Annotated in this window: 21 protein-coding genes; 19 read left to right on the forward strand and 2 right to left on the reverse strand. The window is 57.7% G+C overall.

Annotated elements, in window-relative coordinates; translation table 11 throughout:
* Positions 1-21 precede the first annotated feature (21 nt).
* From HNR03_RS01740 to HNR03_RS01755, 4 genes are all read left to right on the forward strand, one after another.
* Entirely contained in the window at positions 22-777 is a 756-nt protein-coding gene (locus HNR03_RS01740) for a PFL_4669 family integrating conjugative element protein (protein ID WP_259150349.1), read from the forward strand.
* Positions 774-1,292 carry a DUF3158 family protein gene (locus HNR03_RS01745; RefSeq protein WP_259150350.1) on the forward strand — a complete coding sequence of 173 codons (519 nt, stop codon included), beginning with the start codon at positions 774-776 and terminating at the stop codon, positions 1,290-1,292. The genes HNR03_RS01740 and HNR03_RS01745 overlap by 4 nt, the downstream gene beginning before the upstream one ends.
* Positions 1,289-1,759 carry a single-stranded DNA-binding protein gene (locus HNR03_RS01750; protein WP_259150351.1) on the forward strand — a complete coding sequence of 157 codons (471 nt, stop codon included), beginning with the start codon at positions 1,289-1,291 and terminating at the stop codon, positions 1,757-1,759. Before HNR03_RS01745 ends, HNR03_RS01750 begins: the two co-directional genes overlap by 4 nt.
* A gap of 225 nt (positions 1,760-1,984) precedes the next feature.
* The gene (locus tag HNR03_RS01755) at positions 1,985-3,952 is read left to right on the forward strand and encodes a DNA topoisomerase III (RefSeq protein WP_259150352.1); all 1,968 of its coding nucleotides are present in this window, start codon (positions 1,985-1,987) and stop codon (positions 3,950-3,952) included.
* A 44-nt stretch (positions 3,953-3,996) separates the two neighbouring features.
* Here the strand turns inward: HNR03_RS01755 and HNR03_RS01760 are convergent, their stop codons facing one another.
* A complete protein-coding gene (locus HNR03_RS01760; protein WP_259150354.1) occupies positions 3,997-4,254 on the reverse strand; it encodes a hypothetical protein in 258 nt (85 codons plus the stop codon).
* 209 nt (positions 4,255-4,463) lie between these two features.
* Here HNR03_RS01760 and HNR03_RS01765 point away from each other — a divergent pair, with 209 nt between their 5' ends.
* The 12 genes from HNR03_RS01765 (at position 4,464) to HNR03_RS01820 (ending at position 14,033) form a co-directional block, all read left to right on the forward strand.
* Positions 4,464-4,805: a helix-turn-helix domain-containing protein gene (locus tag HNR03_RS01765; protein WP_259150356.1), complete on the forward strand. Its 342-nt coding sequence runs from the start codon at positions 4,464-4,466 to the stop codon at positions 4,803-4,805.
* Between the two features lie 903 nt (positions 4,806-5,708).
* Positions 5,709-6,290 (forward strand): STY4534 family ICE replication protein, encoded by a 582-nt coding sequence (locus HNR03_RS01770; protein WP_259150357.1) that lies wholly within the window; start codon positions 5,709-5,711, stop codon positions 6,288-6,290.
* A gap of 71 nt (positions 6,291-6,361) precedes the next feature.
* A complete protein-coding gene (locus HNR03_RS01775; protein ID WP_073637624.1) occupies positions 6,362-6,619 on the forward strand; it encodes a hypothetical protein in 258 nt (85 codons plus the stop codon).
* A gap of 99 nt (positions 6,620-6,718) precedes the next feature.
* Positions 6,719-7,213 carry a DNA repair protein RadC gene (radC, locus tag HNR03_RS01780; protein ID WP_259150360.1) on the forward strand — a complete coding sequence of 165 codons (495 nt, stop codon included), beginning with the start codon at positions 6,719-6,721 and terminating at the stop codon, positions 7,211-7,213.
* A gap of 52 nt (positions 7,214-7,265) precedes the next feature.
* Positions 7,266-8,012, forward strand: a complete 747-nt coding sequence (locus tag HNR03_RS01785) for an ABC transporter substrate-binding protein (protein ID WP_259150361.1) — start codon at positions 7,266-7,268, stop codon at positions 8,010-8,012.
* A gap of 103 nt (positions 8,013-8,115) precedes the next feature.
* Positions 8,116-8,658 carry a PilL N-terminal domain-containing protein gene (locus HNR03_RS01790; RefSeq protein ID WP_259150363.1) on the forward strand — a complete coding sequence of 181 codons (543 nt, stop codon included), beginning with the start codon at positions 8,116-8,118 and terminating at the stop codon, positions 8,656-8,658.
* Entirely contained in the window at positions 8,655-9,326 is a 672-nt protein-coding gene (locus HNR03_RS01795; RefSeq protein WP_259150364.1) for a chemotaxis protein, read from the forward strand. The genes HNR03_RS01790 and HNR03_RS01795 overlap by 4 nt, the downstream gene beginning before the upstream one ends.
* A 9-nt stretch (positions 9,327-9,335) precedes the next feature.
* Positions 9,336-10,055 (forward strand): TIGR03759 family integrating conjugative element protein, encoded by a 720-nt coding sequence (locus HNR03_RS01800; RefSeq protein ID WP_259150365.1) that lies wholly within the window; start codon positions 9,336-9,338, stop codon positions 10,053-10,055.
* Positions 10,037-10,585 carry a lytic transglycosylase gene (locus HNR03_RS01805; protein ID WP_259150366.1) on the forward strand — a complete coding sequence of 183 codons (549 nt, stop codon included), beginning with the start codon at positions 10,037-10,039 and terminating at the stop codon, positions 10,583-10,585. Before HNR03_RS01800 ends, HNR03_RS01805 begins: the two co-directional genes overlap by 19 nt.
* Positions 10,582-11,097, forward strand: coding sequence for an integrating conjugative element protein (locus HNR03_RS01810; protein WP_259150368.1), 516 nt, complete (start codon positions 10,582-10,584; stop codon positions 11,095-11,097). Before HNR03_RS01805 ends, HNR03_RS01810 begins: the two co-directional genes overlap by 4 nt.
* Before the next feature lie 9 nt (positions 11,098-11,106).
* Entirely contained in the window at positions 11,107-13,212 is a 2,106-nt protein-coding gene (gene traD / locus HNR03_RS01815; RefSeq protein ID WP_259150369.1) for a type IV conjugative transfer system coupling protein TraD, read from the forward strand.
* Positions 13,213-13,301: 89 nt separating this feature from the next.
* A complete protein-coding gene (locus HNR03_RS01820) occupies positions 13,302-14,033 on the forward strand; it encodes a TIGR03747 family integrating conjugative element membrane protein (protein ID WP_259150370.1) in 732 nt (243 codons plus the stop codon).
* 127 nt (positions 14,034-14,160) lie between these two features.
* Here HNR03_RS01820 and HNR03_RS01825 read toward each other — a convergent pair whose 3' ends face one another.
* The gene (locus HNR03_RS01825) at positions 14,161-14,532 is read right to left on the reverse strand and encodes a histone-like nucleoid-structuring protein, MvaT/MvaU family (protein WP_259150371.1); all 372 of its coding nucleotides are present in this window, start codon (positions 14,530-14,532) and stop codon (positions 14,161-14,163) included.
* A 305-nt stretch (positions 14,533-14,837) separates the two neighbouring features.
* On the opposite strand from HNR03_RS01825, the gene HNR03_RS01830 reads away from it, so the two are divergent.
* From HNR03_RS01830 to HNR03_RS01840, 3 genes are read left to right on the forward strand one after another with little or no spacing between them, the layout of a single operon-like run.
* Complete coding sequence (locus HNR03_RS01830) at positions 14,838-15,179, forward strand: RAQPRD family integrative conjugative element protein (protein ID WP_259150372.1); 342 nt, start codon at positions 14,838-14,840, stop codon at positions 15,177-15,179.
* A complete protein-coding gene (locus HNR03_RS01835; RefSeq protein ID WP_259150373.1) occupies positions 15,166-15,405 on the forward strand; it encodes a TIGR03758 family integrating conjugative element protein in 240 nt (79 codons plus the stop codon). The genes HNR03_RS01830 and HNR03_RS01835 overlap by 14 nt, the downstream gene beginning before the upstream one ends.
* Positions 15,406-15,422: 17 nt before the next feature.
* On the forward strand, positions 15,423-15,794 hold the full coding sequence (locus tag HNR03_RS01840) for a TIGR03745 family integrating conjugative element membrane protein (RefSeq protein ID WP_003174125.1): 372 nt from the start codon (positions 15,423-15,425) through the stop codon (positions 15,792-15,794).
* The last annotated feature ends 7 nt before the right edge of the window (positions 15,795-15,801 follow it).

The raw sequence follows: 15,801 nt of genomic DNA on the forward strand, positions 1-15,801 counted from the left end.
AGCCGATGCGAGGACACCACCGTGGCCGATCACTATCAACTCAATCTGGGTTCATTGCGCAGCAGCATCACCCTGACCCTGCACACTCACCACGCCGCCCGTATCTGGCAAGGTCGAACCGCACGCGAAGGCGTCCACTCGATCATGGGCATGGCCGGCTACATCAGTGTCACCAACCTGATCAAACAAACCGCGGCCCAGGACGATCCCTATGCCGACTGGGCCATGGTGCAACTCGAAGAAAAACTGATGCAGGCCAAGGCTGGGATGCTGGAACTGACCCAACAGCTGGATCGGATCAGGCAGGACCTACCGACACAGATCGGCATGGGTGACAACCTCAACATCCACCCCGTCACCTTGCCGTTATACATCGGCAGCCAGCTGGGTTTTCTGGCGGTCTACCTACTGACCGACTACGACACCCTAGTGCGCCGGACTCTATTGGCCCATCACACCGCCCTGATCGGCCGTATCGACATGGAGGCATGGATAGACGACGGCGCCCATCTGCTGCGCAGCCTGTTCGGCCAAGCGCAGCGCTATCGGCATGCTGGGGTCACACGCGATGACATGGCGGCGAACAACGCTCGCGCCCTAGCAGCCGTCGATAAATTGGGTATGCCGCCCATGGACATTCTTGAGGGTCATCGGCGCTCCCAGTTCGCGCCCCCGATCATTCGTCGTGGCGCTGTGGCAGTGGATGACGCTGACGCGTTGGCAGAGGACGCGGGAGGGCCATCTGCGACAGTGGATGAGCCGGAGGACGAAGTATGAATCCCATAATCTCGGCGCAAACAATGCTCTTCGAAGCGTTGACACCGGATGCCTATCGACAACTCGAACACGCAGCCTCCCTAAAAGGCCTTTTAAAGCCCTTTAAGGGTAAGGGGGAGTTGGAGCACCTGGCGCAGGTGGCGAGGGAAATCGAGGCGCAGCTATGTCACCTGATGGAGGCTGTGGTGCAGCACGCCGGACAGCCCCCCTACTCGCTGCTGGACATTCGATTGGTGCTGCAGAACACCAGCGCGGGCAGCACCTTTTTGCGTTGGCGCACCCGTGACTTTGCGCGTATGGGAGTTGCCGTCTGGGAACGCCAGGTCCGCAACCAAAACCTACCGCAGGCTGTACGCGAGGGACTGTACCGTTTCGAATGCGAGCGCATTGCACTGAACCTGCAGATGAGCGTGGTGCATTCGCTTTACCGCCAGGCCACAACCTGCGCGATCAAAATGGACAGCGCCGAACGGCTGCTGCGCCAGTTCACAACCGCAGTGGAGGTATCACGATGAGTACTTTTTTCGTCGGCGAAGGCAACATCGGCAGTGCGCCAGAATTCCAGGAGTTTGCCTCAGGCAATGACGAGCCACGGCGTTTACTGCGGCTGAATGTGTACTTCGACAACCCCGTACCACGCGAGGGCAGCTATGAAGATCGAGGCGGCTATTGGGCGCCGGTTGAGCTCTGGCACCGCGAGGCTGAACACTGGAGCACGCTGTACCAGAAAGGTATGCGTGTGCTGGTCGAAGGTCGTACGGTGCGCGACGAGTGGGAGGACAGCGAAGACAATGCACGGGTGACCTTCAAGATCGAGGCCCGTCGAGTCGGCATCCTGCCTCACCGGGTGCACAGCGTGGTCATGCGGGAACGCTCCAGTGAGCCGGCGGCATCAGCGACACACGTCGGGCAAAATACAGAGCAAGCACGTTCACCTGCGTCCAACCCCAGAAAGCGCAGAGGTCAGCCACCGGCGGACTGACATCCTTCAGGCATAAAAATTGCGCCTTTGCGTGAAGTTGCTGAGCCATTTTTACTCTCTGCTCGTGAATATGCACACTGTCGTCGGGATGCGATGGGGGTACAACCTCGTCCCATACCTGGCGGCCCTGACTGACTAATATGAGGATCCTTCGATTCAGGTTTCTCATATTCCTCACCTGCTGTTTCCAACAACGCTGCTCCGAACTCAATCTGGAGCAGTTTTATGCGCCTCTTCCTCTGCGAGAAACCTTCCCAAGGTCGTGACATCGCCAAGGTTCTCGGAGCCACTCGGCGTGGTGATGGTTGCTTGATCGGCACAGAGACAACTGTCACCTGGTGTATCGGCCATCTGCTGGAGACGGCTCCGCCTGAAGCCTATGGCATTCAGTACAAGAATTGGTCGCTGGATCATCTACCGATCATCCCCGCGCAGTGGCAGGTCGAGGTCAAACCCAAGACTGCGGTACAGTTCAAAATCATCAAGCGCCTGCTCAGTGAAGCGGCCACCGTCGTCATCGCCACCGACGCCGATCGCGAAGGTGAAATGATTGCCCGCGAATTGCTGGAGCACTGCAAGTATCGAGGTCCTGTTCAGCGCCTCTGGCTGTCCGCACTCAACGAGGCGTCAATTCGCAGGGCACTGTCCGCGCTGAAGTCTGGTCAAGAGACCTGCCCGCTCTACCACTCCGCCCTCGCCCGCAGCCGCGCCGACTGGCTGATCGGCATGAACCTCAGTCGTTTGTTTACCCTTCTTGGTCGACGAACGGGCTACGATGGCGTGTTGTCAGTGGGACGTGTCCAGACACCCACCTTACGTCTGGTGGTTGATCGGGATCGTGCGATTGCCAGCTTTGTCTCGGTGCCCTACTGGGAAGTGGATGTGTACCTGTCTTCTATGGGGAAACCATTTATCGCATCGTGGTTACCACCCAGCTCAGGACGAGATGAAGCCGGTCGTTGCCTTCAGCAGGAGATTGCACGTCAGGCAATCCAAACAATCATTGACGGTTGCGCCGCCACGGTACTCTCATTGCAGACTGAGCATTTTCGCGAAGCGCCGCCCCTGCCCTTCGACCTGAGTACCCTGCAGGAAATCTGCTCGCGCAAGCTGGGGCTCGGCGTTCAGGAAACCCTGAACATCGCCCAAGCCCTGTATGAAACCCACAAAGCCACCACCTACCCGCGCAGCGATTGCCGCTATTTGCCAGCAAGTATGTTCGACGAGGTACCTGCGGTATTTGATGCCCTGCTCAAAACGGATCCCGCACTGCGGCACGCACTCGGAAACCTCGATCGATCATTGCGGTCACGAGCATGGAACGATGCCAAGGTCACCGCGCACCACGGCATCATCCCCACCACCGAGTCGGCCAACCTTGTGCGGATGTCTGAACAAGAGCGCCAAGTCTACGAACTGATCCGTAGCCACTATCTCGCGCAATTTCTTCCGCACCATGAGTTTGATCGGACCCACGTCGAACTGGAGTGCGGCGCAGAGCGATTGACCGCTGTTGGCAAACAGATCCTGGTTCAGGGTTGGAAAAGCTTGCTCTACGAAAACACCGAGGAGGATGAGCCCAATCACAAGTCCCCAGTCTTACCCGTATTGCGACAAGGTACTCAGTGCGCAGTGGACGACGTCGAACTCAAGTCCATGCGCACCACCGCCCCCAAACCTCTCACTGAGGGCGATCTGATCAAGGCGATGAAAAATGTGGCCAAGCAGGTCAACGACCCACGCCTGAAACAGAAACTTCGGGACACCACCGGTATCGGTACCGAAGCCACGCGAGCCAGCATCATCAAAGGGTTGATTGATCGCGGTTATTTGCTGAAGAAAAAACGCGCCTTAATGGCCTCGGCGGCGGCCCATACCCTGATCGAAGCGGTACCAACAGCGGTTGCAGATCCGGGTATGACAGCAGTCTGGGAACAGGCTCTGGACGAAATCGAAGCGGGACGTCTGACCCTGGATGCATTCGTCGCCAAACAGGCAACATGGATTGCGCAGTTGGTCGCACACTGCGGTTCACTGACTTTAGCCATGCCTATCGAAGCTAGGCTGGCCTGCCCCATTTGCAACGCCTCAATGCTCAAGCGAAAGGGGAAATCAGGGCCGTTCTGGTCATGCTCCCACTACCCGGACTGCAAGGGCACTGCCCCGATCAGAAAAGATACGCGTCGCCCATGATGCGCCAATAGAGAAAAACATGAGCATTGGGGTCAATGTAGTGTTCAGTGCATCATCAACGGCGACTGATCCCTCTCTAAGTCGATTAAGGGTTGTCCAATTTCACGGGCCAAAGCAATGCCTGCTGCCATCCATATCTGCCCCAATTCGTTGAAGGCTTGCAGGTGTGCAGAATCTTCGTTGAGCCAATGGACAAGGCTGTCGAAGTGTTCGGGGTTATCCGGGCAATCATGGATCTTGATGAACAGCTCCAGTGTCCGATCCCAGATCTGATCCATGACGTTCTTGCTCTTCTCTTCCATGCTCAACCGTTCCTCAGCTTGGCCCTATCAGACCGTTCATTCTCACTAACCACCTCGGACTCTGATTCCTGGAGGAATAGACGCCACGTCGCATTACACAGCGATTTCAACCAATATAACAACCTTTTAAGTCGATACTCAACCGTTAAGGATGTTCATGTCAACGGGTCTTTGCTCAACCATTCGGGTTGAACTGGAGAACTCATCACTTGGCACATAAACATCCAACCCAAGCCCAAATCGGGCGCATGATCGCGAAGCACCGCAGCGAGCGTAATCTGACTCAGGAAGAGGTGGCTGAACGCTTGGGGATCGGCAGCGAAGCTGTATCGCGTCTAGAGCGAGGTGTGGTGGAGCTTTCCGTGGTCAAGCTGATGCAACTGGCGGATATTTTCGACTGCCGGATGGATGAATTGCTGACGGAATCGAGTAATCGCCCCAATGACCAGGGCCAGATGATCGCGGGTCTGCTGAGTGGACTGAAAGAAAGCGACCGTGCCTTTATCTTGGCAACCGTCAAACAATTAGCCGCTCATCTCGCCAACAAGTGAGTTCATGCGCTCGCATCCGATACCGGGGTCTTTGAGGCGGCGCACTCTGCCTTGACGTCGTCCCGCCCTCTCTGCTGTAGTGCCTCAGGATCATCGCCAACGGCGACCCAAGACCGATTCGCTCCGGGCAGTTCGGTCGGACTCTTAGAGTTCGGAGCCTTCTCCTCTGCGGGATTTCATTCCCGCTTTATGCTCGACCTGATCGTGGTGGCGGATGACCAGTGTTGCCTCTACAAGGCAACACTGGTCATCCGCCTCGGCGATCGTATTCAACCCCGGGGCCCGCCGGGGAAACACTGGGCACCCTTTGTGCGCGGATGCGTGCCAGCATATTCCGACCCAGGCCACGACAAGGGTCGGTTGACGAATCAAGGCGCAGTTAAACCAAGCTTTGCGAGGAGCTTTTCGACTGCGTATGACCGTCAAAGGTGGCTTTTCTATTCCTCGCCTGGTGACCCACCAGGCCAGCTCTTCTTTTTCTCATTCCAGTGACCGCCACCGTATTCCGGCCATAAAAAATCGGGTTGCAGCGTCTTGACGCTCCCCTGTGACAGGCTTATACAAAGGGCGTGGTTCGCTGTCGTTGACAGCCCAGCCCAGGTAGCTTGAACCTTCAAGGCTACGCCACGTTCGTGGTGGTTTACCCAAGTGCGATCAGCGTTCGGAAGCTCGCGCGGTTACCGCTTCAGCGGTGATGAATGCCCACTACCCCATGCCTGCGGATCACCACCGCAGACGTTCCTCTGCTGTACCGCTATTCCCCAGATGCATTGTTTTGATCGTCATCGGCTTGCCGGCGGCGAGTCGTTCATCGCTTGCCTTCACCTAACCCACCCTGACGGGGGCTCACTTCCCCGTAAGGGATTGTGCGTCGCCGTTTTCCCTTGAAACAGGAGAACTACCATGGCCCACGCCAACCACTCCCAAGAAGCGACCACTTACTTCAACCTGCACACCGTCGGTATCGGCTACCTCAACCGTGTTCGTGAAGTCCAAGTCCGCCGCGGCCAGCCGTTCATGGCCTGCGATATCGCAGCCCTGCACGGCGCCACTGATGCGGTGGAGTACACCCGCTTCGACTGCAAAGTCGCTGGGGGCGAAGCTGAACGTTTGATTCGTCTCTATATGGACGCCGTCAACGCCGAGAAAAAGGTCTTGCTGTCGTTCCGTATCGGCGATCTGTGGATCGATCCGTTTCTCTACGAGAAAGGCGATAAACAAGGCCAACCGGGCGCCAGCCTGAAAGGTCGTTTGCTGTTCATCGACTGGATCAAGGTCAACGGCATGTTCGCGTACAAAGCGCCCGCCAGGCAGGAAGCAACAGCACCTGCTGAGCAAGCGCCGATCAATGAACCCTCTCCAACGTCGGCTGATGTCGACGCCGAGGAAACCGCAACCCCAACAGAGGTTCAGGTCGAACCTGAATCTCCACCCACTCACCGCACGGCCCGCCGTGCCGCCACGCGTACTGTTCAGTCCGCCTGAACAATCCACGATGTTTTACATCAAGGCGCTCAATCGAGCGCCTTTCCTTCAATCAGCACAGGAGAGTCAACATGGAATCCTTCTGGCTTTGCGACGACTGCCTGATTGCTGTGGCTTACGAGGACTACAGCACGTTATCGCTCTACTACACGAAGGATGAGATCGAGAAACGCATTGCCGGTCTCCATCGTGGACTGGTTCGCTTAATGCCCATCAGTGCCGACTTCGATCCCAACGCCGGCTGGGGAATAAAAGCCTTTTCCCCGTTGCCCTGCGACGGCTGTGGTTCGCCCCTACACGGTCAACGCCACCGATTTACTCGGTTGTAAACACCGCGCAATCGGCTAACACCCACGACTCTATACCCACCCCGGGGACACACTCCCCTCGGGCGTGTACCCCTGATTTTTCCCTTCGGAGGTACCACCATGAGCACCCAACTCACACTGGTCGATACTTCGGATTTCGAGGCTGATCGTATCGTCCAAGAAAACCAGGTGATCGACGAAGCACTGCATATTCTGGATCGTCGGCTGTTCACCCGCGGCCCGAACCTGACGTCGCCTGACGCTGTGGCCTCATACCTAAAACTGCATCTTGTGCAGCAAGAGCATGAAGTCTTCGGTGTGATCTTTCTCGATGCCAGGCACCGGGTGCTGGCATTCGAAGTCCTCTTTCACGGCAGCATTGATGGCGCCAGCGTTTATCCCCGCCAAGTCGTTAAGCGTTCCCTCGTGCATAACGCTGCAGCCACCATTTTTGTTCACAACCACCCCTCAGGGTGTACGGAACCCAGCCAGGCGGATCGCGTCTTGACTGCACGGCTGAAGGAGGCCTTGGCCTTGATCGAAGTGCGTGTACTGGATCACTTCATCGTGGGTGAAGGTCGTCCTCTCTCCCTTGCCGAACATGGCTGGCTTTAACCCTCACAGGCGTCTTCGGGCGCCTTGTTCATTTTCATTCTGGAGAGCCCTCATGAACCTCACACACCAGGCCCCAGCCCTACTGGTGGCCCCAAATCCATTTGCTCGCGGTTACGACAACCTGCATATCGAACGGCTGCTACTGATCACCTACGAAAACGACTGCCCGCCCTGCTTTCGACCCGTGCACGACTCACAAGCCCATCTGTCCGACGATGAACTGCAACTGTTCCCCTGCCTGTTCAATGACGATTTCGCCTTGATCAGCGAAGGTCAATCCATTCCTGAAGAGTTGGATGAACGCTGCCAGTCCACCGGACTGGTGCGCCAAGTGATCTACGCCGTGATGGGCGAGATGTTCAACGAGCAGCATCACGTCGGCGATCTGTACTCCCTGGAAGAAGCCCAAGCCATGGTCCATCGCTTGCGCTTCGAAACGGGACACTACAGTCGAGCCTGGGAGATCAGTACCGCACACCTTCCTGAAGAAGCGATGTACTATCTGGAAGGGTGGGTCAGTCACTCCGCTCCGAGGCAAACCGGTCTTTTGTTCGAACCTTTCGCGTTGCCGGATTGCTGCGGCATCGGTTGCAAACTGATCGGCACACCCTGGACCGACGTTAACCTGGTGAAGATCGAGGGCCGTCCTTACTCATCGCTGAGGCAAGAGCAACTCGACGCCGGCACACCGGAAGCCTTGGTCAACGTACTGTATCTGGCGGCCTTGGCGGATGTGCGCTTGTTGATCTTCGACCCCGACGCTGCCGTTTTGGATGGGCTCGCCATTTTTGATGAATAGCAACGTGCGCGTTAACACGACCCACCTTGAATCGACTTTCTCACTGAATCGCTCCTGCTCCTCATGTCAGGTTCTGGACTGAATCTGACATGAGGTTTCTTCCATGGAGCGTTTTTTCACGCCTGTCTGCCTGCTGGGGTTGTTGAGCGCCTGCAGCGCACAACTCCCCAACCCATTGCCGACCCATCCAGCGATCTACAGCGGCTCCAATCGGGCCCAGTTCTCGAGAGATACAGCCGAAGAAAATCATCCGCCAGAACTCCGCTATGGCCGCTATACGCTGGTCAGCACCGAGCCCACCACGGAGCAACGCGATCTTCTCGCTCAAATCATTGAAGTGAACATCCCGTCCAGCCTGAACCCCTCGGTGCAGGATGCATTGCACTACGTACTGCTGCGCTCTGGTTATGCGCTTTGCCCAGTTCCTGCGTCGGTGAAGGTGCTGTTTACCCGGCCTATGCCGGCAGCCCATTACCGGCTGGGCCCGATCTCTTTGCGCAACGCGCTACAAGTGTTGGCTGGCCCCGCCTGGCAACTCACGACCGATGAAGTCAGCCGTTCGGTCTGCTTCGAACAGCAGAAAGCTGATGACGACATCGTGCGGGTCACACCAGGCTCGTCCCATCAGCCGGAGGCGCGGCCATGAAAGCCTCGACGTTTCAAACCCTCATTGTCGGCTTACTTTGCCTGGCGGTCGCCGGGTTGAGCGGTGGTTTATATAACCAGTATCAGCGCATAGCCGAACTGCAGAGCACTGACACGCAATACCGACAAACCCTGGACAGCTTGCAACGTGACTCAAGCGCCCTCAAGGATGCCCAGGAAAAACTGCAGTACGCGCTGAAAGACCTGAAACAGATGGTCGACTCCGGTGAGCAACAGGTCAATACCCTCGATCCGATGTTGGATCAATGGGCACAAGAGATTCAGGAGCTGCGCGATGGTCTGGCAGCCAGCGCCACCGTGGCAGACCTGACAGTGCTACGCGCACACCTTGAGCAGGTCGAGCAACAGCTCCTGGAGCTCAAGAATCAGCCATCACCCCCACCGCCGACGTCTTCCGTGACCAAACCGAAAAAAACCGTTCGCCCCAAGCCCGCCCCGCTTTCACCACCGTTCTCAGTGTTGGGTGTCGAGTCCCGAGGGGGTGAGCGCTTTCTGGCGGTCGCACCTCCTGACAGTCGCTCTCTTAGAGATGTTCGGCTGCTGCATAACGGCGAGCAACTCGGAGCCTGGCACCTGAAAGTGCTGGAACCGAACTCAGCCATCTTCGCGGTGGTCGCTCAGCCAGACCAAACCGTGCAACTCCCTTGAGAAGCGATCATGAACAAAGCGCTACTGCCCGCCGTCGTCAGTCTCGTTTCGCTACTAACCATGGGAGCTGCGATGAGCCCCCCCGTCACGACACAGTCACGGAACCAGGACACGCAGGTCGCTCCCCTGGGGCGCTCTCACTCTGAACAGGCGGCGAGCTGGGGACTGACGGAGCAGGAGTGGACGCGCTTCGAACAGATCCAAGCCGGCCCGCGAGGTTTCTGGAGCCCAAACCTCGATCCGTTGACCGCACTCGGGGTCGAGGCCCAGACCGACCAAGAGCGCCAGCGCTATGCCGAATTGCAGGTAGCGCTGGAAGCCAAACGCGCCGAGCGCGAGTTGGCCTACCAAAACGCTTACACGGTGGCCTGGGCCAAGCTGTTTCCCGGGCTGCTGCCGATCCAGGGCATGGCATCCCCGTCCCCTGCCAGCTCAGCGGTCGTGCCGCGCCAGGCCCTGTTTGTGGAGGACCACTGCCCAGCGTGCACCGCCGAAGCACAGCGTCTGCAAGAAAGCGACACGGCGTTCGATATCTACCTGGTGGGCAGCCAAGGCGAGGATGAACGCGTCCGTAGCTGGGCTCGGCAAGCAGACATCGATCCGGCAAAGGTTCAACGCCAGCAGATCACCCTGAACCATGACCGTGGTCGCTGGTTCAGCCTGGGTGCCCCGGAGCCATTGCCTGCCACATTTCAACAGGTGAGTGGACAATGGCAACGCCTCAACTGAGTGGTATTGCGCTGATGTTGGCCATGCTGGCGGCTCAGGCCGAGGAGCTTCCGCCCCCAGCCTACCAACTAGCGGCGCATAACGCCGACATCCCCTCGACGGTGCTGTTCGCGATTGCCCTGCAGGAGAGCGGTATCCGCGTTCGTGGTCGACTGCTGCCCTGGCCGTGGACCCTGAACATCGCCGGAACACCCTACCGCTTCGCCACTCGCCCGGCCGCCTGTCACGCGTTGCTTCAGGCCCTCGCCCGACATGACGCCAAGCAGGTCGACGCCGGACTCGGCCAAATCAACCTGGGTTACCACGGACAACGTTATTCCACTCCCTGCGAAGCCCTTGATCCCTACCGAAATCTCGCCGTGACCGCCGCGCTGTTGCAGGAGCATCACGCCGCCACCGGTGATTGGGTGTCAGCTGCCGGACGCTATCACCGCCCGGCAGGCGGAACGCCGGCCGCGCGTTACCGCGCCGGCTTTTCCCGGCAACTCGAACGGTTGCTGATTTCCTTCAAACAGGGCACACCGCCATGACGCGAATATTCCTTACCTGTTATTTCATCCTGTTCTTGGCACCTGTCGCCCAGGCGAAACCAACCGTATTCAGGGATCCGGCTGGCGACGTCACCCAACCCTATTTCCAAGCCACGGGCCTGCCCATAAATAACAAAGTTCAGGCTGACAGGGCCGTGCATACGGACCTGTCCACGTTTGCCGAGGAAGCCTGGATACTGCCAATCAGTAGTTCTCAGTTGAGCCCCGGCCAAATCACGCCTCGTGCCCTCAACATGCCTGGCTTGCGGCCATTTTTCTTGGTCGGTGAAAATCCCCAATCTCTGGTTTGGTTGAGTCAACGTGCGGCTGAACTGCAGGAAATGGGCGCGGCCGGCCTCGCCGTCGAAGTGGCCGACACCGAAGCGTTGGCCCGAATTCGAGCAGCGGCTCCCGGCATCACCATCCTGCCGGTCAACGGTAACGACATCGCCACTCGCCTGCAGATCGAGCACTACCCCGTCTTGATCACCGCCACCTCACTGGAACAGTGAGTCCAGGTCATGGCCGAGCATGCAATGGAGTCCAAGCTCCGGCCAGCGGTGGAGCTGTACACCGTAGCGATCTGCATCACCGCCGCGGTGTTGTGCGTGTACTCGCCCTGGGCTGTGGCCCTGTCACCCGAGATCGGGCTGGTTGCAGCGCTGGCCTATGCCCTATTCGGCCTTATCCGAATGCGACAAGCCTGGGAGGTGCTGCGCTATCGGCGCAATATCCGCCGGCTGCCCCGCTACGAACTGACCAGTCGGCAGATTCCGGTCAGCCGCAAGCGTCTGTTCATGGGCCGAGGATTTCGCTGGAGCCGCCTGCACACCCAGCGCTTGGTCGAGGCCCAGGATCCGGCGGTCGCCCACTATGTCGACCAACCGACCCGCTACCGCCTGGCCCGCGGACTCGAACGGCGCCTGGAGCATGCACCGTTTCCACTCTCGATACTGGCCCGTGTCACGGCATGGGACAGTTCCTTCAATCCGTTGCGGCCTTTACCTCCAGTAGGTGGCTCGCCACTGTTGCATGGGGTCGAGCCCGATGAAACGGAAATCAGTCTGCCACTGGGCGAACGGGTCGGACACACCCTGGTGCTGGGCACTACCCGTGTCGGCAAGACGCGCCTCGCCGAGGTGTACATCACCCAGGACATTCATCGCATCGAACATGAGGTGGTCATCGTCTTCGATCCGAAGGGCGATGCCGACCTGCTCAAGCGCATGTATGTCGAAGCCAAACGCGCCGGTCGAGATAAGGAGTTTTATGTTTTCCATCTAGGCTGGCCAGAAATATCGGCCCGCTACAACGCCGTGGGACGTTTCGGTCGTATCTCGGAGGTGGCGTCACGCATCGCAGGGCAGCTCAGTGGCGAAGGTAACTCGGCGGCCTTCCGCGAGTTCGCCTGGCGTTTCGTCAACATCATCGCCCGCGCCCTGATCGAGCTGGGTCGACGCCCGGACTACCTACAGATACAGCGACATGTGGTCAACATCGACGCACTGTTCATCGAATACGCCCAGCAGTTTTTCGCCAAGACCGACCCGAAGGCGTGGGAAGTGATCGTCCAGCTTGAAGGCAAGCTCACCGAGAAGAACATTCCTCGGCATATGATCGGGCGCGAAAAGCGTGTGGTGGCCATCGAGCAGTACCTGGCGGTGAAGCGGGTATTTGATCCGGTACTGGACGGGCTGCGTTCGGCGGTACGCTACGACCGTACTTACTTCGACAAAATCGTTGCCTCACTACTGCCGCTGCTGGAGAAACTCACCACCGGTAAGACCGCCCAACTGCTGGCCCCAAACTACACCGACCTAGATGACCCGCGGCCGATCTTCGACTGGATGCAGATCATCCGAAAACGCGGCATCGTCTACGTCGGTCTGGATGCGCTGACCGACGCCGAGGTGGCCGCCGCTGTGGGCAACTCCATGTTCGCCGACTTAGTCTCGGTCGCGGGACACATCTACAAACACGGCATCGACCATGGCCTGCCCCAATCGGGCAACAACAGTGACAAATTGCCGATCAACCTGCACGCCGATGAGTTCAACGAGTTGATGGGCGATGAGTTCATTCCGCTAATCAACAAGGGTGGGGGCGCCGGCATCCAGGTGACGGCCTACACCCAGACCCTCAGTGATATCGAAGCGCGAATCGGTAACCGCGCCAAGGCCGGCCAGGTGATCGGCAACTTCAACACCCTGCAGATGCTGCGGGTGCGCGAAACCGCGACCGCTGAACTACTCACCCAGCAGTTGCCCAAGGTTAACGTGCTGACCAAGACCCTGGTGTCGGGTGCCACCGACACCTCCGATCCTGAGGCCAACACGGACTTCACCTCGTCCTCACAGGACCGTGTCAGCAGCACCAGTGTGCCGCTGATCGAGCCTGCTCATATCGTCAGTTTGCCCAAAGGGCAAATGTTCTCCTTCCAGGCCGGTGGGCAGCTCTGGAAAGTCCGCATGCCGTTGCCAAAACCCTCCAACGACGATGCCATGCCTAAGGACCTGCAGGAGCTCACCCAGCGAATGCGGGCCACCTACAACGCGCAGGCGGGGCAATGGTGGAGCGCCAGTGGTGGCGGCCCAACAACAAACTTCGATCTGGATCAGGTGGGGTAGCCCGCCCCTGCCACAGGTTTCGATTCAGCAGAAAACGATCCAGAAGGCGTTGTGACGACATAACTTTGCAGCGCGCAATGGAGTGAACAATGGCGACTTCAGCCCAGAACATGCCGCCACAACCGATCCAGCGTCCAGGACTGATCATCTCGACGATCAGCCTGGTACTGCGCGTAATCGGTTTGCTGATCACCTCGTTGCTGTTCTCGATCCTGATCGAGTTCGCTGGTTTGATCCTGTTCTGGGGTGATCAGGGCTGGCAGCATAGTCAGGCCATGCTAACCAGTGAATTGGGCTGGCTCAGCGAGCACTTCAAATCTTCACTGCTCATCCAACAGCCTGGGGCAACGATTGTCCAATGGCTGGACTTTCTCAATCAGTGGTTGTTGGTCAAGACAGGCTTTGCGGACTTTGCCCAGCAGGCGCGGGTATCGAGCCAGGGCATCAGTTTCTGGAGTTGGACCAATCAGCTCTACGTGAGCATTGAGGATTTCGTGCTGGCGGCGGTGTATGTGACCTTTACCTTCGTGGTGCGCCTAACCATTCTGGTCCTGGCCACACCATTGTTTCTGCTGGCCACGCTCACCGGATTTGTCGATGGCTTGATGCGCCGCGACCTGCGCAAATTTGGCGCGGGGCGAGAAAGCAGTTTTGTTTATCACCGAGCTAAACAGGCAGTGATGCCACTGCTGATCGTGCCTTGGATCATTTACCTGTCCCTACCCTTTTCGCTCAATCCTATGGTCGTATTTTTGCCTTGTGCTGTAATGCTTGGCATCACAGTAGAAATCACGGCAACTACATTTAAGAAATATCTCTGACTCGGAAAAATTATATTTTCCCTTTATGCCTCAAGATTAGTGTAGAAGCGGGACCAAAATTCGCTTTCGGGACTCAGCATCGCCAACAAAAAAGGGCCCTTGCAGAGCCCTAGTAGTCAAACCGTTCTTACTGAGTACGCCACGACTCGACAACGTCCGCGCCAAACTCGATTTTCCATTCTTTCAACTGCCGATGGTTACCTCCCTTGGTTTCGATCAGCTCACCAGAGTTCGGATTTTTGTAAATTTTTACATCGCGAGCTTTACGGGCTGCCTTTACAGGTGCTGCTATTGGTGCCGAGGTACGACGGCCAGCCTCTAGATCCAGGATGCTAATGATGTTCTTCAAGCTGAAGCCATACTCGCCAAGCAACGCCCGCAACTTACTCTCAAATTCCATTTCTTTTTTCAGGCCGGAATCACTTTTCATCGACTCAAGCTCTGCGAGCTGTTCGGCCAGCTGCTGCTCAAGTTTACGAAATTCAGCCAAACGAGACATATGAAACTTCCTTCAGTTTAGAGTAATGAGGAATGAACATTCCAATGCTAAGCGATGATTAGCTCTTCGTCACCCATGCTGCCTCAAGCATGAGCTAATCCACTCATTGCCGCATGAACAACACATTATTATTGGGCTAGGAGAGCTGTCTGAGCTGTCTTTTTCGCCGAATCGATTGCTGATGCATGTGTGAGTAAACCTATTCGGCTCGCCCCCAAAAAAGCGATACATTCCACCTCGCGTTTAATACTGAATAATTCGACCCCTGACTTGATTCTGCTCCCAGATCCATATGAGCCAGCATCATGCCAACTACCGTACCTCGCTGCTTACTACTCTCGCTGGCTGTGGTCCATGGCATTAGCTATGCCGCCTCCGCCCATGAACAAGATCAGCTCAGCCTGATCCAGCAGCAGCTCGACACTATCGAACGCTTAGCCACTCAAGCCGAGATATCCAGCAACGCTCAACCTAAAGAGCGCTACCGCTTCGACTATCCCCGCCTGTCTCAGGACATCCAACGCATTCGCCAGGGCGTGCAGGGCTACCTGTCCCCCTCTCGTGCTCAACCCCGCGACCCCACTGAATTGGTCGGCGATTACCGCCTCGACACTCCGCTGCGGAGTCCTCGCCATGAGCATGACTGACGCCCAAACCTCAGCGTTCCAAAACGCCTCCGGTTTCTCCCCGCAGAGCAGCTCGACGCTCTGGCTATCCCTGGTTCTCGTTCTGGCATTGCTTTGGTGCGCCTGGGTGTTGTGGACGGCTTACCGGGGATGGGCGACAGGCAGTGTGCGCTTCGGCGCGTTTGGCGGCAGCGCCGCGCGCGTGCTGCTCGCATTGTTGGTCCTGATGTTCTTCACCCTGTCCTAACCCAGGAGATCGCCGTCATGCTCAAGTGCCTTGTCCCCCTGAAAAACAACCTGCGAGATCGTGCCAGTCAGCGCCTGATCGGTCTGCTGTTGGTACTCGGTCCAAGCCTGGCTTTTGCCGAACTCCCGACCATGGAAGCGCCTTCACGTGGTGAAGGTTCCGGGTTGATCGAGACGATCAAAAACTACGCCTACGACGGCGGTATCCTGCTGGGCTTGCTGATCGCCCTGCTCGCTTTCTTGGGTGTGGCGTGGCATTCCCTGACCGTGTATGCCGACGTGCAGAACCAGCGCAAGACCTGGAAAGACCTCGGCGCGGTGGTTGGCATCGGCGCCCTTCTGGTGGTGATCATCATCTGGTTCCTGACCAAGGCCGCGGCGATCTTGTGAGGTTGGC

This window comes from Pseudomonas sp. JAI111 (assembly GCF_024809425.1).
Lineage (GTDB): Bacteria > Pseudomonadota > Gammaproteobacteria > Pseudomonadales > Pseudomonadaceae > Aquipseudomonas.